This window comes from Lysinibacillus sp. IITD104, assembly GCF_036698265.2.
In the GTDB taxonomy this organism is placed as follows: domain Bacteria; phylum Bacillota; class Bacilli; order Bacillales_A; family Planococcaceae; genus Lysinibacillus; species Lysinibacillus boronitolerans.
Genome location: NZ_JBAHYH020000001.1, coordinates 2,528,387 through 2,547,831 on the forward strand (window position 1 = coordinate 2,528,387; position 19,445 = coordinate 2,547,831).

The following is a 19,445-nucleotide window of genomic DNA, read 5'->3' on the forward strand; positions in this document are numbered from 1 at the left end:
TTTTAGAAAATGAACTATATTGAAAGGGTGAACTTCAATCATGAAAATTACAAATTTCTCACAAATGCAGTCTACTTCTATTAACACAACAAGTAATGACACTAAGAAAAAAGATAGTCAAATTCATTTAACAGAAACCTATATCCCTACAACAAAAAGCGTCCAAACTGACAACTCGATACGGAATTATACACCCCATGAAATTGGGAAGCAAACCAATGTTAAGACAGCTTCCATGTATTCCAATAATTTAGCAACACCTGATTGGGATGTGCTACCAATCAAAGGTAAGCAAGGACCATCACAGGATGAATTAATAGAACAAATTAAAGCCCTAGCCATGAGAACAGCAAAAGCAGCAAATGCTCCAACACATAGAAATAATGATGAAAATCATGCCATTAATAGACAATTTGCCATATTACTTGCACAATATATTTCACCTGTATCACCTGATCGCCAAGCACTGCATCAACAGGCTATGAAAGCCATTAAGCAATTTGAAGCTGAAGAAATAGAGAATGCGACACCTTTAGGAGAATTGTCGCTTGTCACCTATCTAAACAAAATGGATTGGGACATAGAAAAAAATATAGTCATGTCTACTGACGGTATCATTAAACCAAGGCAAAATTCTTTAGGTGGTTATGACTATGAGGTTGTAGTTGGAGGACAGACATTATTAACAAGCATTAATGGAAGGTGGCATTATGGTTTAACACCTGCTGAACAACAAAAGAAGGATGAATTTCATAAAATATATTGGTCGTTTGTAGACCAAGCAAAGAATGAATTAAAAAACTTATCAAACAAGCAAGAATAATTCATTCTTTGTAAGTTTACCATTATTTTTAACGCATTTTTTTACAAAATATGGTTAATATTATAATATATATTTATAGCGCAGTATTGAAATATTTGAAAATTAACTAAGGTGGGATTGAATTTGAAAAAACTTAATATATGCTGGATTAACAGCAGCTATGGTATTATCTACAGATACTTCTGCTACTCATGAGAAAATATAGGTTACCATCTCCTGTTTTTCATGCTACTTAACGATGGCTAAAATATCCTTTGGCTCATAGAAAACGTAATCTGCCTCCTCAAAGCCAATGGTGGATTTGGCTCCCCAATGGGCAAGGGCAAATTTGGTGCCTGCTTGCTTTGCGCATTGGAAATCATAGATAGAATCACCAATATAGATGGCCTCTTCTGGTGCTATCTGTAATGCGTCCAGACATTTTAACAGTGGCTCTGGATGTGGTTTATGCTTTGCCGTATCACTGGCACTTACAATATGTTGGAAATACTCACTTAACCCAAACGGCTCAAATTCATCCACTACCTCTTGCGCTGTTTTAGAAGTGACAATCCCTAATTGTAGTGGCTTTGCTGCAAGGTGCTGAATAACTTCCTCTAGACTTTCGAAAACAGCCACTTCATGTGAAAAATCCAGCACAGCCGCAGACCATTTCTGATGCACAGCCTCTATGTCATCCACGTTAAGCCTCTGCAACGCATCTTTTCCTGGGATGCCTAAAGCAAATCGTAGCGTCTCAAACGGATAGTCTATTTTTGTTTCTTCTCGTAAGGTTCTTTGCAATGACTGTAAAATCGCTTGCTCTGTATCCAAAATCGTTCCATCTACATCAAATATAATCGCTTTTAACATGTCTACCCCTCCTAGTTAAAGCACGTTATTTATATATGTGCATAATTGCTGATACATTTCCTCTTCATAATCCTTCTGGCCTCTTATAAATTTCTCCTTTAAATTATAAAAACATATTTCAAGATATTCCTGATTATGATGCTGTTGAAAGGGTTTCCTATCCTTTACTGGACCTAAACCCTTAAAGTAGTGATTCTTTTTTTCGTAGGTTCGAATTTGATAGCCCCGCTTCTTCATTTCAGCCATGACTTTTTCTGTATACAAATATAAGTCTTCTTTCGGGTATTCGTATATATAATTAATCAAAATATGCTGATCCTCTTTCGCAAATATGCTATTTAGCTCTCTCCACTGTGACAGTAGTTGTCCTTTTGGTAGATACGCAATTAAATCGATGTGCCATAACCTCATGTGCCTTCCCCTTTCTATTCATCAACCATTAATGTAAAATATTACTTACTATGATGCTATAACTGACGGAGGGATAGTATGGAAATCAAAACTGCAACGCTCGATGAAATTCCACAAATTGAGCGTTTATACCAAGAGCTTTTTTTAGAGATGTCGATTCTTCAACCTAAATATATCAAACCTGCCAAACAAGATGCTAACTTTATCAGGTTTACGATTATTGAAGAGGATTCAGATATTTTAATCGCAACATTCGAGAACGAAGTAGTAGGCTTTTTGCTTATTAAAGAAACGACGACCCCACCCTATACTTGCTTGGTTGAACACAAATATGCTTTTATTGTGGATGTAATCGTTGGCAAGCATTACCAAAACAAAGGAATTGGTTCTGCTTTATTAGATGAAGCGAAAAAATGGGCAGCCTATCGTCACTTGGACTATTTGGAGTTAAATGTATTGACTGAAAATAAAGGCGCTAAATCCTTATATGAAAAACACGGGTTCAAGGATACGAACCAAACGATGCGCTTAGAATTTTAAGTATGTGATGGGAAAGAAGGGATTTCAATGGAAGAAATGAAAACCGTACACAAGAAAGCCAACCTCATAGTGCCTGTCTTTATTGGCATGGGGTTAGGTGCGTTTATCGGTTTACTTGCCTATGTAAAAGACTGGCTATAAAAAAAGAGACAAAGCCCCTCAAACTGCTTTGTCTCTTTTTCAACACTATATTAGTTTACTTTCTTTCAGTAAATCATAAATGATTGTATCCTTTGTTTTATGAATACCCAATTTACCGATTTGCTTTAAGATAAATGGTGCATCAATATCTGTTAGTTTTTTACCATCCAGTAAACGAGCCGTTGATGCTAATAATGTGCGAACATCAAAGGCAGACGCAAACACCTCTGGCACACCTCGGTCAATCGTTAATAGTTGATAGACTGCCTCCATCGCCGTTCTTACGGAATATTCAGTAGTAAAGACTGTATCTTTTGCTGTTTCACTGAAGTTGCCAATAAAGGCTAAATTAGTAGACCCTTCTGGCACAACAAGTGGACGATCTCCTATTGCTCTTGGCATGAAATAAGAGGTGATGTAAGGCATATAGCATGGAATCGTATTGCAAGAATTTTGGGCAATGTCTGGAATTTCATCCACTGGTACACCCATATGGTAAAACCACTCTTGGGCAATCTCAATGCCTGTACATTCCGTAATACTTTTCTTAATAAAATCACCTGGCTTGTTTGATAGTAAGCCATAAATCCAAACAACTAATTGGTCCTTTGGTTGATTTTTAAAGTGAGGTTGTCGGTTCAATGTATAGCTTAGCATCCAATTAGAATCGGTAGCTGTGACAATCCCTCCTGTTACGACCTTACCAGCGTATGGGTCCCTTTTACTGATTTTTTCAATATATGGAGCCACACGATCATCTAATGTTGTAAGGGTAGCTGAAACAAACCAGCTTTCCTCTGGCAGATTATCGCAGAACTTTTCTGGTCGACCAAACTCTTCACCTTGGGCAGCGATATTTTTCCACAGGGACCAGCTGCCACCTAAATCTTTATTAATAGGGGCTGGCGTATTATTATCCCCGTATGTTGTACTTTCTGTAATACTACCATTTGTCACAAACACTAACTCATTTTCTGTTAGTTCAATATTCTTTTTCACACCATCTTTTCGTAACACCAATGTATGAGCTACTTTTTTGTCTCCTACCCTATCAACTAAAACATTTTCGACAACCGTATTATATTGGAAATCAACATCATGACCTTCTAAGTATTTAATCATTGGGAGCACGAGCGATTCATACTGATTATACTTTGTAAATTTCAAGGCTGATAAATCTGGTAATCCGCCAATATGATGAATAAAGCGCATAATATAACGACGCATTTCCATCGCAGAATGCCATTTTTCAAACGCAAACATCGTGGACCAATAGAGCCAAAAGTTCGATTCAAAAAATTCATCTGAGAAAACATCTGTGATTTTTTTATCCTCTAGTTTTTCCTCAGGCGTAAAGAATAATTTAATCATTTCTTCTGAGGATTGATCTGATAAGGTGAACTTGCCATCATCCTCTAGTCTTTGGCCTCTATCCTTCATTAATCGACATTTTGAATAATTAGGATCCTCTTTATTGAGCCAGTAAAATTCATCTAAAACCGAAGCATTGTCTACTTCCAATGAAGGAATGGAACGGAATAAATCCCATAAGCATTCAAAATGATCTTCCATTTCCCGTCCACCGCGAATAATAAACCCTCTCGTCGGATTAAGTATGCCATCAAGACTTCCTCCTGAAATATCTAACTCTTCAAGAATATGAATGTTCTTACCTTTCATTTGGCCATCACGAATTAAAAAACATGCTGCTGAAAGCGAGGCTAGACCCGAGCCAATCAGATAAGCAGATTTTCCATCGACTCCCTCAGGTTTTTTCGGACGTGCAAAAGCTTCATAGTTACCATTGCTGTAATACATATTACCGCCTCCCGATTTATTATTCTAATATAGAATAACATAGGCTATCGACAAAATGGTAAAATGAACTAATAATTAACAAAAAATTCAAACCCCATAATTGTTCATTAATTTATCCAGCCTTCTCATTTGACATAGTAAGTATTTGTATTTTTATAAAAGAGAATCAAACAGTAAAAACCTACTTAGCTCCTGCCTTAAAAAGGAAAAATCAATCCAGTATGTCGTTACTAGATTTGCATAATTATTATCTCAATAAATCTTTTTAACCTTTATTCAATATGTTATTATTAACATATATTATATAAATATGGTATTTTCAGTAACACTTCCAGCATAGTGATAAGGAGAGAGGTATTCATATGGAATGGTTGAATGTTCAAACACTAATTTGGTTGTTTCCTATTTTATTTATTATTCACGATTTTGAAGAAATTATTATGGTAGAGAAATGGTTACATCATAATCGTAGTAAGCTGTATGAAAGATTACCCAAAAAAATGGCCGATAAAGTGGTAAAACAATTTTCAATGACCACCGCACAATTTGCTGTTGCCGTATTATTTATCTTTTTGTTTGTCAGTCTCTCTACCATTCTGGCTAACTACTATTTCCTAAACGGAGTCGCTTTTACTCTCTATTTTTTCACATCTGTCACACTTGTTTTCTTTATCCATGCTTTTACCCATATTGGACAATCGCTATTATTTCGTTCTATCACACCAGGAGCTATCACTTCAGCCATTATCATTATTCCCTATAGTATTATTTTATTTAAATCTTTGTTTTCTAGTGGCATCCTTACTTGGCATATCGTGTTGATAAGCCTCCCTTTTGGCATACTATTTTTCCCCATTGTCTTTACTGCGCATTGGCTAGGAAAAAGAGTGATATAGCTACATGTTCATGAAAAGATAGAAAGGAGGCAGGAGAGTGGCAAAAACTCCGATTTATTTAAAGTTGATGATTGCTATTGGGATGGTTATTATCCTAGCTTCGTTGTACTTTTTAAAAGACCATCCTTATTATTTATGGATTAGGTGGACAGGTAATATTTTATTGATCGTAGGCATTGTATGGATGCCGTTTACTAAAGAAACCGATAAAAAACATGTAAATTCTTAGCAGGAGTAAATCTTCTGCTTTTTTTTGCGGTAAATATACCTACGATTATAATAAAAGTGATAAAATCAGATAAAAAAAGAAGGTCTTTGTATGTTAGAAAAACTAAATGTATTTCTCCAAAAATACATTGCGATCCTGACACCATTAAGTTTACTTGTAGGTGTATTCTTAGAAAGCATTGGACATCATTTATTATTCCTTGTCTCCTGGCTATTTGCCTTCATGACATTCTCAGGAAGCTTACATATGAAATTTAAAGATGTAAAAATTTTCATGAAGCATCCAGTTCTCATTTTATTCTCCATCCTTTTTCTTCATCTCTTGATGCCTTTATGGGCATATTTCTTGTCCACGGTTTTGTTCGATGACCATTTGTTGACTGTTGGTTTTGTCTTAGCGGTTGCGCTTCCAACAGGTGTAACGAGTGTTATTTGGATCAATATTTGCAAAGGGAACTTACCGTTAGGCTTATCAATTATTTTAATTGATACGCTCCTTTCTCCCATCATCCTCCCCTTCATCCTCTATATCGTTTCGGGTGAAAAAATTGAGTTGGATGTGGCATCCCTGATTCTGAATTTACTATGGATGATTGTCTTACCCACGATTTTAGGTATCTTAGTGAATGAACTTTCGAAAGGAGCCATCCCCCAAAAAATCGGTAAAAAACTTGCTCCTTTTTCAAAGCTATGTTTATTTGCGGTCATATTGATTAATAGTAGTGCCATTGCTCCCTACTTAAAGGATATCAACATGCATCTTTTCTTCGTGGTGCTTTTAGTGTTCTTGCTTGCAGTCTCAGGCTATCTATTTGCTTACCTCATTGGTCGATATCTGTTAAAAGACGGTCCACAAATGGCAACCTTTGTTTTTACTGGTGGCATGAGAAATATTGCTGTCGGTGTCATCCTGGCCACAACGTACTTTCCAGGTAAAGTCGCCATGCCTGTTGTGTTCGGTATGTTGTTTCAACAGGTACTAGCCTCCGTTTTTAGTAAGATGGTGAATCCGTTGTATAAACCAGATAAGAGCACCGTATAGACGGTGTTCTTATTTTAGGTTTGCACTTATACTAAATAGGAGAAGCTTTTATTTACATTGAAGGGTGTGCTAATATGTCATACAATTTCCAACTTACCTCACCAAAAATACCTCCGAATCTTGACAAGGCAAATTTTCAGGATATTTTTTATGAGGAGGAACCCTATTTAACAAATTGCATGATTACGGATACGATCATCGATCACGAGGATATTGATCGATTAATCGTTTCGAATGTTATCTTTAAAAATGTCACATTCATCGATTGTACCTTTCCAAAAATTGATTTAACGGACGTTATGTTTGAAAACTGCGATTTATCTAACGCTAACTTAAGAGAAGGCATCATTCATCGAGTGGCCTTTAAAAATTGTAAATTATTAGGGTTGAATTTAACTGAAGCAAACCTCGGCAATGTTTCATTTGAACATTGTCTTGCAAACTTATGCAATTTCCCTGAAGTGCGCTTTAAACAAGTGCTATTTGATAGCACCTCCCTGCAAGGTGCAAATTTTTATGATTGTTTACTTAATAAGGTGGCGTTTCAAGAAAGTGATCTAAATGATGTGGATTTCTCCCAAACTTCCTTAAAAGGAATAGACATCAGTACATGTAAATTTAAAAGACTTCAAGTAACCCCAGAAAGTTTAAATGGGTGTGAAGTCTCTACTGAACAAGCCATAGGTTTTGCTTCATTACTAGGATTGAAGGTTAAATACTAGTTTAAGGTTTAAAAGTTCAAGAAAAATATGAAGCGCTTATCCATATTCACGGATAGCGCTCAATTGTTGCAATTTATAAATCTTCTATTATATCGTCTTTTAGAATTCTATTTGAGGGGTATCCTCCACTTTAAGCGTTCTATCCGCTACTTTTTCAGTTTTATCCTCCACTTTTAGCATTCTATCCTGCTATTTGAGGGCTATCCTCCACTTTGAGCGTTCTATCCGCTACTTTTTCAGTTTTATCCTACACTTTTAGCATTCTATCCTTCTATTTGAGGCTTATCCGCTACTTTAAGCGTCCTATCCGCTACTTTTTCAGTTTTATCCTCCACTTTTAGAATTCTATCCTCCTATTTGAGGCTTATCCTCCACTTTAAGCGTTCTATCCGCTACTTTTTCAGTTTTATCCTGCACTTTTAGCATTCTATCCTTCTATTTGAGGGGTATCCTCTACTTTTAGCGTTCTATCCGCTACTTTTTCAGTTTTATCCTACACTTTTAGCATTCTATCCTTCTATTTGAGGGGTATCCTCTACTTTGAGCGTTCTATCCGCTACTTTTTCAGTTTTATCCTACACTTTTAGAATTCTACCCTCCTATTTGAGGCTTATCCGCTACTTTGAACGTTCTATCCGCTACTTTTTCAGTTCTATCCTGCACTTTTAGCATTCTATCCTGCTATTTGAGGCTTATCCGCTACTTTGAGCGTCCTATCCGCTACTTTTTCAGTTTTATCCTACACTTTTAGAATTCTATCCTTCTATTTGAGGGGTATCCGCTACTTTTTGGAGTTTTATCCTGCGCTTTTAGCATTCTATCCTTCTATTTGAGGCTTATCCGCTACTTTGAGCGTTCTATCCGCTACTTTTTCAGTTTTATCCTGCACTTTTAGAATTCTATCCTCCTATTTGAGGCTTATCCGCTACTTTGAGCGTCCTATCCGCTACTTTTTCAGTTTTATCCTACACTTTTAGAATTCTATCCTCCTATTTGAGGCTTATCCTCTACTTTGAACGTTCTATCCGCTACTTTTTCAGTTCTATCCTGCACTTTTAGCATTCTATCCTTCTATTTGAGGGCTATCCTCTACTTTTAGCGTTCTATCCTCTATTTTTAGCGTCCTATCCGCTACATTTTCAGCTCTATCCCTCCTTTTATATAGCATTTCTATATGTTCTATTCCATCTTCTAAATAAACAGCTGATGTCGTTTTAAATCCAAAGCCCTCATAGAATTTTAGCAAATATGCCTGCGCAGAAATGCGGATTGCGTCTTCTCCAATATCATCTTGAATAAAATCAATTGCTCTTTTAACCATTTCCAGAGATAATCCCCTTCTTCTGTATGCTTGCTTTGTTAACACTCTTCCGATTGCTGCTTCTTGATATGCTATTCCTTTGGGTAGGATCCTTAAATACCCAACTACCTCTCCTTGGTCTTCACCAAATAAATGATAAGCATTTTCGTCTTTTGAATCTAGATCCTGATAGACACATTCTTGCTCTACCACAAAAACTTCCGCACGAACCTTCAGTATCTCATATAGTTCTTTTACGGTTAACTCATCAAATTTTTTTATCTTCCAATCCACTTTTATAGCCTCCTTATACTATTCAATTTAATAAAGTATAGCAAAAGTAGAATAAAAGTGGATCAGCTCCTTTTAATGTAAAAAATTAAACTACATAACAATCTAGAAATTTACTTGCGTCACTATTAAACTTCCATAGGATTCCGAATTCTCATTTCTTCTATGATCAGTTTTCGTTTGGCTAGGATCACCATGTTATCCATCTCAGACCGTCAAATCATTTTCTAATTTTATATTCGTCACTTCTTGTAGAAGCCGCTGGAGGACAGCAGCAAAAATGGCGATAACCAGTGAAACAAAAATAATGAGGAGTCCCACTATTCCAAAAGGAGGATCCATTTTGTTTGTTATAAAATGAAAAAGGGGTGCACCTAATACATGCAAGCCACTGATTATTATTGCACACCACTTTATGTACTTTAACGCTTTTACAGATAATTCCGAGAACGCTGTATTCGCATCAATGTACCTTAAAAGTTTAAAAGCCTGATAGAGAGCAATGTAAAAAGGTACAGCCGATCCATACATCACAATGAAAATCAGAGAATTCATTGGGTAAAAATTCGGATACAAACTCGATGCGAAATGAGCCATAGGAGGTACAAAAAATATACATAGGGCAAGAATGGCAATGCCAGCCAGAAGAATCATTCCCTTTAAGAAAGTTGTTAAACCTCGTTTACCATTCATAGAAAGCACCTCACTTAATTAATGACACTATAAATCTAACACAAAATTTATCGATTAACAATAAATAATAATTGTTTTTAACTATATTATTATTGTTATTTATATATTTGACATTCATTGAAATAATCACAAGCGCCTTACTACATTAGATTGTAGTAAGGAAGTTCTTTAAAAAGCACTTGACCTTCCCCTGCACAGGAAACTGTATACTTGCATTAAGTTATTAGATTGGAGGTGATCGTTTGTTTAAAATCAGTGAATTTTCTAGGCTAAGCAAAGTATCCTTGAAAACATTGCGCTATTATGATCAGATTGGCATATTAAAGCCGAGAAAGGTGGACCATGATACTTGCTACCGATACTATTCAGCAGACCAGCTACTAGAGCTCAATCGGATCTTTCTCTATAAGGAATTGGGGTTTACCTTGCCACAAATTATACGTTTGCTCCACGAAGATATTTCGTTAAAAGATATACAAGGGATGTTTAAGCTGAAAAAAAGTGAGATTCAACATATTATCCAGACGGAGCAGGCCAAGCTTGCACGAATTGAAGAACGTATGCAACTTTTAGAACGAGAGGGTCAGGTGGAATCAGATCAAGAAATCCGCATCAAGTCAGTGGATGCTCAGCAATTCCTTTCTTTAAAAGCACGCGGGAGAGAAGAAGATATTCCAGACCTGTTTTGTACATTTAATCAATTACTCACAAAGGAAATGCGCCAATTAGCTCAAAGTCCTCAGGTCGTTTTATGGAAAGAAATAGAGGAGAAAGAAGACGAGTTTGAATTTGAAGTCGGTTATTTTTTAACCAAGGAGCTTTCATCATTCCCTGATACATTTCAACTACGGACTCTTCCTCCTGAGCCAATGATGGCCACAATGACCTTTCGTTCGGATTCTAACTTTGCTTGTACAGCCTGTGTTGATTTAGCTAAATGGATTGTAGAAAATAACTATCAATTCAAGGAAAACGAACCAGGTAGAGAAATATATTTACCATTATCTACAACCCAAAACGTCCAATTAATGGAGATACAAATACCTATTATAAATTGCTGAAGGAAGCGTGAATTGAGTTGAAAAATAAGCTGATTATCTATGTTTTATCACTCATTGTTTTTCTAATCGGAACCGTTGAGTACATTATTACAGGCGTTATTGAAATGATTGCCGTAGACTTTGGAGTAACGATTTCAGAAGCTGGGTTATTAGTGACTTTATTTGCCCTAGCAGCAGCCATTTTCGCTCCAATTCTCATTGCACTCACGATCAATATGGATCGCAAAAAGTTGCTTATGGCTACCGTTAGTGTGTTCATTATTAGCAACGGATTAATGTTTATCAGCTCTTCTTTTGAATACGCACTAGGGATACGAATTATTCAAGGGGTTAGCGGAGGAATTACTACAGTGGTAGCCATGGCAGTAGCTACTCGACTAGTTGAAAAAGAACGAAGAGGCCGTGCTATCGGCATAATTTTGATGGGCTTAAGCAGTTCGCTCGTGCTGGGTGTTCCAATTGGCACATTTTTTAGCGAAATATTTGGATGGAGAGTTTTATTTATGTTAATCGGTTTATTGACCATTCTTCCACTGCTTATCATCTATAAAAAAATTCCAGTTATCAAGGAGGAAGAAGCTGTTACACTCAGATCGCAGCTTTCGATTTTAAAAGATTCAAAAATTCTAACTGCCCTGGCTATTACTTTATTTTATGTCGGTGGTTACGCTACCCTATTTACTTATATTACGCCTTTCTTACAAGCCACATCCACTCTTTCTATGACCGAAATTAGTGGTATTCTATTTTTAGCTGGCATCTGTAGCTTTCTTGGCTCAAGAGTGGGCGGGCAATTGGCTGATGCAAAGGGTTCTCGATTCACCATTTGTTTTGGATTGCTGTTACAAGCAGTAACGCTCCTCCTATTCGCACTAGCTGGTATCAATCTCTTTGTATTGATCTTGGTTTTAATGATTTTTATGGTAGCAACTTGGAGTATTTCTCCTGCCCAGCAGCTCCTTCTTGTCACGCTGGTACCTCGTAATCCAGATATTGCCCTAAGCATAAATACCTCCTTTATCCAATTCGGTTTTGCACAAGGGTCTGCATTAGGCGGGTTTGTCATCGGTCATACCTCTGTCCTAAATTTGAATTGGGTTGGTTTTGGTACTGTAAGCATGGCTTTATTCCTTGCCATCCTGCTATTCCAAAAATTGAATAGTAGAGTTGAAACCCCTATTATCACTAAAGTCAAATATTAATTTTTTTATCCTACCTTTATATTGAAAATGGCATATTCAATATAAAGGTAGCTTTTCTAAATATGTACTCTTGATTAAAAACATTTATATTTAAAAAATAACAGGTAAAAGCCCCATTGGATAAACCTGTGGCAGCTTCCACATCAATGCCATAGACTGGGCAAAAGTTTCGGCTCTCTACTATTCCTTCCTTTGTATCAGGCGTAAACGCATGAAATCCGCCTTTATTATGCAGCCTAGCATACTCCGTTATGGCATCAAAATCAGGCTTTAAAGCATACAGAGCATCCTTCGTCTATTATTGTAGGGTTCCATCCCAAAGACCTGCGTAGCAGTTTTTGAAGAGGCATGATAAACGTGCATAATCATCAAATGTTTTTCCTAGCTTAGGTTGATCGTTTAAACAATAAAAATCATTTAATATTCCTTTCTATAACGAAAAGGACTCGCACTTTTACTGACACAAAAGCACGAATCCTTTTTGATGAAAGCTAGAGTTTTATACCAGCCTCTATTTTGTATTGATTAAGATTGTTGCGTGAGCACGCCATCTTCCATACGATATACATGGTCACAGAACTGTAGCATTCGTTCATCATGGGTTACCATTATGGTAGCTTTATTACGTTCTTTTGCTTCTTTGGCAAGAAGCTTTACGACTTCAAGTGCCCGTTTAGAGTCAAGGCTAGCAGTTGGTTCATCGGCTAAAATCACTTTTGAGTTATTCATGAATGCGCGTGCAATCGCAACACGTTGACGCTCACCACCTGATAATTCATTCGGCATTTTTTTAAATTTATCACTTAAGCCAAGCTCTGTAAGTAGTTGCTTTGCAAACTCTTTATCATCTTTTGTCACCTTACCACCCATTTTTTTCACCAGTAGTAATTGATCAAGTACATTTAAGTAAGGTACTAAGTTAGATGTTTGTAAAATGAAACCAAGCTCTTTTAAACGGAAACTTGCTAATTGTTTTGCTGAAAGATGAACAATATTCCTGCCGTTAATTTCTACAGTACCCTCTGACATCTGTAATAGAGCGCCTGCAATTGAAAGTAGTGTACTTTTACCCGAACCTGATGGACCGATAATGGCTACTAGCTCCCCAGCTTCTACTTCAAGTGTTGCTTGCTTTAATGCTTGGACAGTGCTAGCGCCTTCTTTATAGCTTTTAGAAACATTTTGTAATGATAATAGCGCCATTTATTCCACTCTCCCTAATGCTGTTAATGGATCGATTTTAACGATTTGACGTACAGAAACAATTGAACTTAATAATGCAATAATTAATAAAACAATCGCATAGGTAATGATTAAGGTCGGTTCTAAGTCAAATGGCATACCCTCTGGTAAAATTTTAGCCGTTAAGTATGTGAAGACGATACCAATAACGATACCTAATACTGATAGAATCGCTACTTGTGCAACAATTGCTTTACCGATGAAACCATTGCTAGCGCCAATTGCTTTCATGACACCAAATTGTTGTGTCTTTTGCATTGTAATGACGTAGAAGAATACAGCAATAATGAATGCAGAGATAACGATACAAAAAGCAAGCATCATCATAATAGTGCCGTTTTCTTCTTTATAACCAGGCATACCGTTGATTGCTGTTTTCTTTGTAACCGTTTCAACATCTTTTACGGCTTTATCGATAGTAGATGGATCTTCTAAGTTAGGAGCCTTTAGGAAGAAAGCTTGTACAGCCTTGTCCGTATCATTATCAGAGCCAGGAGCTGCATATTGATAATCACGCCAGTTTTCCAGTACTGTGAAAATAGCAGGTAAGTGATTATAGGTTTCTCCTTTTACATAACCTACCACTTCTAATTTCATGTCCGAGTTTGCTACTAGTAAAATATCACCAATCTTGTAGCCTGCTTCTTTTAACGTATCGTTAATAACAACACCTTTTTTGTTGTCGTATGATAATTTTTCACCCTCGATTACCTCTGGCATAAAAAATGCGTCTGGCTCAACGCCTAATAATGCGACATCTTCCTTCGAATCGGCATCTTTTGACTTTGTTTTGCCGACTGCTATTGTAGAAGCGCCAAACGCAGCGACTTTATCTACATTTTTTTGTTTTTCTAAATCATCTTGCAGATTTTCTGACAGGATCGATTTTGCGAATGTAGCCCCTGCTGTTTCTTCATAGACAACGTATTCTGCGTCGATATTTTTCAGTGTAGCGGCACTCAAAGTCGCTAAACCGTTGCCAAGTCCCGATAAAATGAACACGAGCCATGCGATTAAAATGATAATTGTGGTCATCATTACATAGCGGAACTTCGCATATTTTAATTCTTTTAGTGCTAAAAACATGATGTAGCCTCCATATTAGAAATAGATTTCATATGAACAAAGATTAAATCCTGCTAAATATGAATTCTTTTTCATTATACACAAAAGTTACACATGTGTAACTAAAATAAGTGACATACTTGTTACTTATTTTGAAATACCATGTAAAATAAGCAGTTTGATCTCCTTTAAAAAGCTTTCTATAGGCATATTGAGATGGTTTGGCATGTCAATCAATTGAAAAATGAAGCTAAGCAAAATAAAGTTGTTACGATCTTCTGCAATTATCCCCTCTTCCTTACCCTGCTTAATTACTTGTTGAAGTGGTATGTAAAGTCCACCATGCATGTTATTTAATACTTCCTTTTTTTGCTTCACAACTAGCGATACGTCATTAATTTGTGAGGCGAATCCTAAAATTTGATGTAGGTCGCGCATATCAAACATACGAACAAGTAAGTCCTCAAGCTGTTGTTCAAATGATTGCGAAAAATTAACATTTGAAAGGTTCTCGATGCTTTTTTCCATTTGCCAAACCATAAATTGAATAATAAGTTCTTCTTTATTTGGATATTGTTTATAAATTGCGGCCCTTGATACGCCAATACTTTGTGCAAGCAAGCTCATTGTAAACCCTTGATATCCAACAGATAGCAAAAGCTGATGCGTATGATGCCAAAGGTCTTGTTCAGAAAATTTTTTATCTCGTCCCATATGATACCTCCAATATTCTACAATGCTAACATTGAGACAAAAAAAAAGCGAGTAACCTTTAAACATGCATGATGTTTGAGTAAATTGCGTTTTTGTTAGAGGTAATAACCATTCTATAGAAGGTGACGACTATGTCATTTTCCAATCCCAAAATTCTCCTTAGGTACTTATAACGTAAGAAAGATAAAAGGAATGACTTTCTTTCACTAATCAACAATTTTAATAATAATCTTGGTCTTCAAGAATTTTTTAGGCAATGGATCGCAAACTTTTCTAAAAATTCCATTTAAAATCATCTGTGGTAAAAATAGAAATATACTGGTATATTATAGGTTATATTCTATTTACTTCATGAAGGATGGTGCGTTGATGGATAAAACACTGGAAGATTTACAAAAGGAAATGATCGTTGAAGTAAAAAAGGGATTTCCCATTTTACTTTCTGGTGCGGTTGTCTTTTTACTTTTTACTCTAATGCCCTTAGTTTTGCCAATCGAAGCAGTTCGTTTAAGTTGGATATTTGGCTTAGGTGCCATTTTCCCTATCGGTTTAGGTATTAGTAAAATTCTTGGGATTAATTTAAACGCTACTGGCAATCCTTTAGGGACGTTAGGAGGAATCGTTGCCGCTCCTCAAGCTTTTTACATACCTGTATTTATCATTGTGTATATGAATATACCTGAATATCTTCCCTTTACAATTGGTTTACTTGCAGGTTCTCATTTTCTGCCATACATATGGATTTATAAAAGTAAGGCTTATTTATTTGTGACTCTAGGCGTCTGCTTTTCTGCTCTGATTTTAGGTGGCTTCTTTGTCGATCAAGCCTTCACACTTGTACCTTTAGCCATTTCTATTGTGTATGGAATGGGCGTTCTTTTAATTCTAAGAGAACTTAAAGTCAATCCGATTTAATCACCTTCCTCTAGGTGATTTTTTTAATATTCCAGACCTCTTTTAATCTGAGAAAAAAGGATTCATTTCCTATCCCGTGCTTGTTCCTATACAATAAACCTATTAATAAATGAAAGGATGTATAGATGTGCTATTTCCATATCGTAATGATCTTAGGAAAACGTTAATACCTTACCTAAGCACACTTGATGAGACGTTTTGGTTTAAGACATCTGAGTTTTATCCAAATAATGTAGCATGGATTATTTCTCATTTATCAAGTAGCGAAGACTATTGGGTGAATGAAATTGGACTTAAAAATCCTTGTATATTAAACCTTCACGATGATTGTTCGCCTAAGGAAATACTAGATAGCTATATTCAAATTAGAAATTATACGGATGACATTCTACATACATTAGACGAATCGCAGCTCAATGAAATAGTCGAGGTGCCGAAGTTTTCCGATGGTTGGACGCCACCTTCCGTCCCTACACTTAACTGGTTGTTTCATCATGTTTACTCACATGAAGCTTACCATGTTGGGCAAATCTCTGTTATCGCGCATCTTAGTGGATTGCCAAAGCCTTTATTTTAATAAAAGGCAACGCAATGAAAGAAACAGCTTTTTAAATGGAGGAACAGTAATTTGAAAAAATTTCGTGGGAAAAGGCGTTATTTCCGTAACTTATGGCGACAAACAACCACAGAGCTATCTATTGTAGACTTTGACGAAGAAGGTTGGTTTAATTTGTGGCACACTCACCTTGATTTTTACGGGTACGGCAATGATGGTTTAAAGATAAGAAGAGAGCACATCAAAGCACATATAGCCCTATATAACCGCTTATCAGAAAGGCTCTCGACATTCGGAAAACCTTATCAAATATGGATGGAGTTTGTAGAGGAGGATGCTGGTTTGGATTCAGTTAATATCCATACACCTAATCCCGCTGAGGATAATTTCCCACTAACAATAGCAAATGTAGATTGGAATTGCCCTGTCCCCAAATTCCTTAAGGATTTAATCAACTTGAATGAGTGGAATGTAGGGCACTATAAGCGGGTATCCACTAACAGCTATTTCATCCAGTCTAAAAATAATGGAGTAAAATTGTAGGGTCGGAAACCATTGGTGGGTTTCCGACCATTCCCTTTATTCCAAATATTCTTGAGCTAGTTGCTGATTTTTATAGATGGCCATACCCGTTTTCAATTTTCTAAAGCCCATTTTTGCATAAAACGGTTCATTCCCTGTTGTGGCGATTAGCTGAATGCAGGATACCTCCCTTAACTGTGCGATCATATCCTCCAGAAGTAAACGAGCAATCCCTGTGCCTTGATAGGCTTGATGCACAACCACATCATAAATGGCGGCATTAAATACGCCATCTGACAAATCCACTATTTTTCCATCTACCACGGCGAATACTTGATGTGTGCTTGCATTGAAAACTTGTTTGATCATCTGTTCATCATGTTTCATCCACCCAACAGATTGATAAATCTCCTTTATTATTGTGAAGTACTACCATTTGCCTCCCCCTATTCTTGCTTTCATGAAAACTCCCTATGAAAACGATGTGTATTCTATTATACTTATAAAAAATGACTTGAGAATGGTGGGATTATGATGATGTTTGCTCCATTATTTGAACAGGACGTACCAGCACTTCTTCTTCCTTAACGGTAGAAGCGCTTTTTCTCCGTTAAGGGCATAGGTATCTATGAAAACGGAGGAAAAAACATGAGAAATCTAGTAATCGGCGCCATCTTTTTATCGCTTGCTGCGAGTATTTGGGGTGCCATGTATGTAGTCGTTAAAGTAGTGGTGGAGGTTGTGCCACCATTAGAGCTTGTTTGGATGCGCTATTTGATTGCGGTGATTGCACTCGGGATCATTGGGATCATGATGAGGCAATCCTGGAAAATAGCAAAAAAAGATTGGCTGATCCTTTTTCTTGTTGGCCTTATTGGGAACACGATTTCCATTGTGACACAGGAAATGGGCACAATGCTATCCACCGCGCAGATGGGGGCAATTATTACGGCGACAACCCCTGCTTTTATGGTTGTCTTCGCCCGTTTGATTTTAAAAGAAAGCATTACGCTGAAAAAGTGCTTGTCTATCGCTCTTGCCACGATTGGCGTGGGGATCATTGTAGGCAACGGAAAAATCGACGTGACACAGCAATTAGGCGGACTCTATTTACTACTTGCTGCCTTAACGTGGGCATTGATGTCGGTATTCGTCAAAAAGGTACCAAGCCATTACTCACAAATTGTTGTCACAACCTATACATCTATGATTGCCGTGATGTTATTGACCCCTTTTGTCCTTCCAAGGCTAAAGAATTTAGATATGGTGAGTGTTTTACAGCCGACTATTTCGGGGGGCTTGCTTTACTTAGGCATTATCTCAACAGCTGGTGGTTTTTTATTGTGGAATAAAGGACTTCAATTAATGAATGCGTCTAGTGGCGGCTTGTTTTTCTTCTTTCAACCGATTGTTGGCACATTTTTAGGCTGGCTCTTATTGGGAGAGACGATTGGGCTTTCCTTTTGGATAGGCTCCCTATTAATTTTTAGCGGGGTTTTTATTGTCATTCGAGACGAATAAAACGAAGTGCGTTTCTATGTTAGATAGAGACGCACTTTTTATGTTGGCTCAGCTTATGGTCATTGAACGTCATGTTTGCACATATATTGCAAATGCCTAAAGGAGCTGATATTCTGAACATCTTTTTAGTGAACTTAAAGGATTTTACTTTATTAATTTTTTTACTTGCTAGTATGGTCTATTGTCGACAGCTAAAATTAACGAGGTGGCAACGAAGATTATCGATTGGTGAATGGAGCATGTACATCCTGCTCTCTATTGCCCTTCCCCTTTATGCAGTGCTTTATCTTGCTTTTCTTTTAGGAGCATAGGAAAATAAGACATCATAGGCTATTTTTGGAGGGATTTCATGTTTCAAACAATCGATCATTTTTTACAGTCTTGGGCATTTGAAGCCGCTGCTACGCAAAAATTACTTAATCACCTTACAGATGAATCGCTACATCAGGCAATCACTCCCGAAAACTGGACTTTAGGACGGGTTGCTTGGCACACGGTTACTGCAATTCGAATTATTACCTCGAATTCGAATTTAGCGTTTGAAGCCCCAGCAAAGGATTTTCCAGTTCCTACTTCTGCTCAGTTCATTGCAGATGGCTATCACCAAGCGAGTGAAGCCTTTGTGGAAGCGATACAATCGCAATGGACTGACAAGACAATGACTGAAACGATTGAATTTATTGGTCAACAAATGCCGAATGGTTCCCTGTTATTATTTTTGCTACAGCATCAAAGTCATCATCGCGGTCAAATGACGGTTCTGATGCGTCAGGCTGGTTTAAGTGTTCCAGGTATTTATGGTCCAGCGAAAGAGGAATGGGCTCAGTTTGGGTTGGAAGCTCCTCAAATGTAGCTAAGCTTGTGCCAAATAATAAAGAGGTTGTCTATTT

22 protein-coding genes are annotated in these 19,445 nt (G+C 37.0%); 13 read left to right on the forward strand and 9 right to left on the reverse strand.

Going from position 1 to position 19,445, the window contains the following annotated elements; translation table 11 throughout:
• The first annotated feature begins 40 nt into the window (after window positions 1–40).
• Window positions 41–823: a hypothetical protein gene (locus V1L66_RS12895; protein WP_333006645.1), complete on the forward strand. Its 783-nt coding sequence runs from the start codon at window positions 41–43 to the stop codon at window positions 821–823.
• A 228-nt stretch (window positions 824–1,051) separates the two neighbouring features.
• Here V1L66_RS12895 and V1L66_RS12900 read toward each other — a convergent pair whose 3' ends face one another.
• Both V1L66_RS12900 and V1L66_RS12905 read right to left on the reverse strand, forming a co-directional pair.
• Window positions 1,052–1,675, reverse strand: a complete 624-nt coding sequence (locus V1L66_RS12900; protein WP_333006644.1) for an HAD family hydrolase — start codon at window positions 1,673–1,675, stop codon at window positions 1,052–1,054.
• A 15-nt stretch (window positions 1,676–1,690) separates the two neighbouring features.
• Window positions 1,691–2,086: a pyrimidine dimer DNA glycosylase/endonuclease V gene (locus V1L66_RS12905; protein WP_333006643.1), complete on the reverse strand. Its 396-nt coding sequence runs from the start codon at window positions 2,084–2,086 to the stop codon at window positions 1,691–1,693.
• A gap of 78 nt (window positions 2,087–2,164) precedes the next feature.
• Here V1L66_RS12905 and V1L66_RS12910 point away from each other — a divergent pair, with 78 nt between their 5' ends.
• On the forward strand, window positions 2,165–2,626 hold the full coding sequence (locus V1L66_RS12910) for a GNAT family N-acetyltransferase (RefSeq protein ID WP_036080901.1): 462 nt from the start codon (window positions 2,165–2,167) through the stop codon (window positions 2,624–2,626).
• A 186-nt stretch (window positions 2,627–2,812) separates the two neighbouring features.
• Here V1L66_RS12910 and V1L66_RS12915 read toward each other — a convergent pair whose 3' ends face one another.
• A complete protein-coding gene (locus V1L66_RS12915) occupies window positions 2,813–4,585 on the reverse strand; it encodes an oleate hydratase (RefSeq protein WP_333006642.1) in 1,773 nt (590 codons plus the stop codon).
• A 362-nt stretch (window positions 4,586–4,947) separates the two neighbouring features.
• On the opposite strand from V1L66_RS12915, the gene V1L66_RS12920 reads away from it, so the two are divergent.
• The 4 genes from V1L66_RS12920 (at window position 4,948) to V1L66_RS12935 (ending at window position 7,473) form a co-directional block, all read left to right on the forward strand.
• Window positions 4,948–5,481, forward strand: a complete 534-nt coding sequence (locus V1L66_RS12920) for an HXXEE domain-containing protein (RefSeq protein ID WP_333006641.1) — start codon at window positions 4,948–4,950, stop codon at window positions 5,479–5,481.
• 37 nt (window positions 5,482–5,518) lie between these two features.
• Window positions 5,519–5,710, forward strand: coding sequence for a hypothetical protein (locus tag V1L66_RS12925; protein WP_258858773.1), 192 nt, complete (start codon window positions 5,519–5,521; stop codon window positions 5,708–5,710).
• Between the two features lie 90 nt (window positions 5,711–5,800).
• The gene (locus V1L66_RS12930; RefSeq protein WP_333006640.1) at window positions 5,801–6,751 is read left to right on the forward strand and encodes a bile acid:sodium symporter family protein; all 951 of its coding nucleotides are present in this window, start codon (window positions 5,801–5,803) and stop codon (window positions 6,749–6,751) included.
• Window positions 6,752–6,825: 74 nt separating this feature from the next.
• Complete coding sequence (locus V1L66_RS12935; protein ID WP_333006639.1) at window positions 6,826–7,473, forward strand: pentapeptide repeat-containing protein; 648 nt, start codon at window positions 6,826–6,828, stop codon at window positions 7,471–7,473.
• 1,063 nt (window positions 7,474–8,536) lie between these two features.
• Here the strand turns inward: V1L66_RS12935 and V1L66_RS12940 are convergent.
• Together V1L66_RS12940 and V1L66_RS12945 are read right to left on the reverse strand one after the other, a co-directional pair.
• A complete protein-coding gene (locus tag V1L66_RS12940) occupies window positions 8,537–9,067 on the reverse strand; it encodes a GNAT family N-acetyltransferase (protein WP_333006638.1) in 531 nt (176 codons plus the stop codon).
• Window positions 9,068–9,271: 204 nt separating this feature from the next.
• Window positions 9,272–9,757 carry a DUF2975 domain-containing protein gene (locus V1L66_RS12945; RefSeq protein WP_036080920.1) on the reverse strand — a complete coding sequence of 162 codons (486 nt, stop codon included), beginning with the start codon at window positions 9,755–9,757 and terminating at the stop codon, window positions 9,272–9,274.
• Window positions 9,758–9,999: 242 nt separating this feature from the next.
• Between V1L66_RS12945 and V1L66_RS12950 the strand changes: the two genes are divergently transcribed.
• Entirely contained in the window at window positions 10,000–10,818 is an 819-nt protein-coding gene (locus V1L66_RS12950; protein ID WP_333006637.1) for a MerR family transcriptional regulator, read from the forward strand.
• Between the two features lie 17 nt (window positions 10,819–10,835).
• Window positions 10,836–12,020, forward strand: a complete 1,185-nt coding sequence (locus tag V1L66_RS12955) for an MFS transporter (RefSeq protein ID WP_333006636.1) — start codon at window positions 10,836–10,838, stop codon at window positions 12,018–12,020.
• Window positions 12,021–12,545: 525 nt separating this feature from the next.
• On the opposite strand, the gene V1L66_RS12960 is transcribed toward V1L66_RS12955, so the two are convergent.
• From V1L66_RS12960 to V1L66_RS12970, 3 genes are all read right to left on the reverse strand, one after another.
• Window positions 12,546–13,223: an ABC transporter ATP-binding protein gene (locus V1L66_RS12960; RefSeq protein WP_333006635.1), complete on the reverse strand. Its 678-nt coding sequence runs from the start codon at window positions 13,221–13,223 to the stop codon at window positions 12,546–12,548.
• On the reverse strand, window positions 13,224–14,348 hold the full coding sequence (locus tag V1L66_RS12965) for an ABC transporter permease (protein ID WP_115673750.1): 1,125 nt from the start codon (window positions 14,346–14,348) through the stop codon (window positions 13,224–13,226).
• 126 nt (window positions 14,349–14,474) lie between these two features.
• Complete coding sequence (locus V1L66_RS12970; RefSeq protein WP_048393822.1) at window positions 14,475–15,041, reverse strand: TetR/AcrR family transcriptional regulator; 567 nt, start codon at window positions 15,039–15,041, stop codon at window positions 14,475–14,477.
• Between the two features lie 369 nt (window positions 15,042–15,410).
• Here V1L66_RS12970 and V1L66_RS12975 point away from each other — a divergent pair, with 369 nt between their 5' ends.
• The 3 genes from V1L66_RS12975 to V1L66_RS12985 all read left to right on the forward strand — a co-directional run bounded on the left by V1L66_RS12975 (window position 15,411) and on the right by V1L66_RS12985 (window position 17,055).
• Window positions 15,411–15,956: a DUF7010 family protein gene (locus V1L66_RS12975; RefSeq protein ID WP_048393824.1), complete on the forward strand. Its 546-nt coding sequence runs from the start codon at window positions 15,411–15,413 to the stop codon at window positions 15,954–15,956.
• 127 nt (window positions 15,957–16,083) lie between these two features.
• Window positions 16,084–16,533 carry a DinB family protein gene (locus tag V1L66_RS12980; protein WP_082148155.1) on the forward strand — a complete coding sequence of 150 codons (450 nt, stop codon included), beginning with the start codon at window positions 16,084–16,086 and terminating at the stop codon, window positions 16,531–16,533.
• 51 nt (window positions 16,534–16,584) lie between these two features.
• On the forward strand, window positions 16,585–17,055 hold the full coding sequence (locus V1L66_RS12985; RefSeq protein ID WP_333006634.1) for a hypothetical protein: 471 nt from the start codon (window positions 16,585–16,587) through the stop codon (window positions 17,053–17,055).
• Between the two features lie 36 nt (window positions 17,056–17,091).
• Here V1L66_RS12985 and V1L66_RS12990 read toward each other — a convergent pair whose 3' ends face one another.
• Entirely contained in the window at window positions 17,092–17,421 is a 330-nt protein-coding gene (locus V1L66_RS12990) for a GNAT family N-acetyltransferase (RefSeq protein WP_333006633.1), read from the reverse strand.
• A 261-nt stretch (window positions 17,422–17,682) separates the two neighbouring features.
• Between V1L66_RS12990 and V1L66_RS12995 the strand changes: the two genes are divergently transcribed.
• Together V1L66_RS12995 and V1L66_RS13000 are read left to right on the forward strand one after the other, a co-directional pair.
• The gene (locus V1L66_RS12995) at window positions 17,683–18,555 is read left to right on the forward strand and encodes a DMT family transporter (RefSeq protein WP_333006632.1); all 873 of its coding nucleotides are present in this window, start codon (window positions 17,683–17,685) and stop codon (window positions 18,553–18,555) included.
• Between the two features lie 349 nt (window positions 18,556–18,904).
• Window positions 18,905–19,408: a DinB family protein gene (locus tag V1L66_RS13000; protein ID WP_333006631.1), complete on the forward strand. Its 504-nt coding sequence runs from the start codon at window positions 18,905–18,907 to the stop codon at window positions 19,406–19,408.
• Window positions 19,409–19,445: the final 37 nt, after the last annotated feature.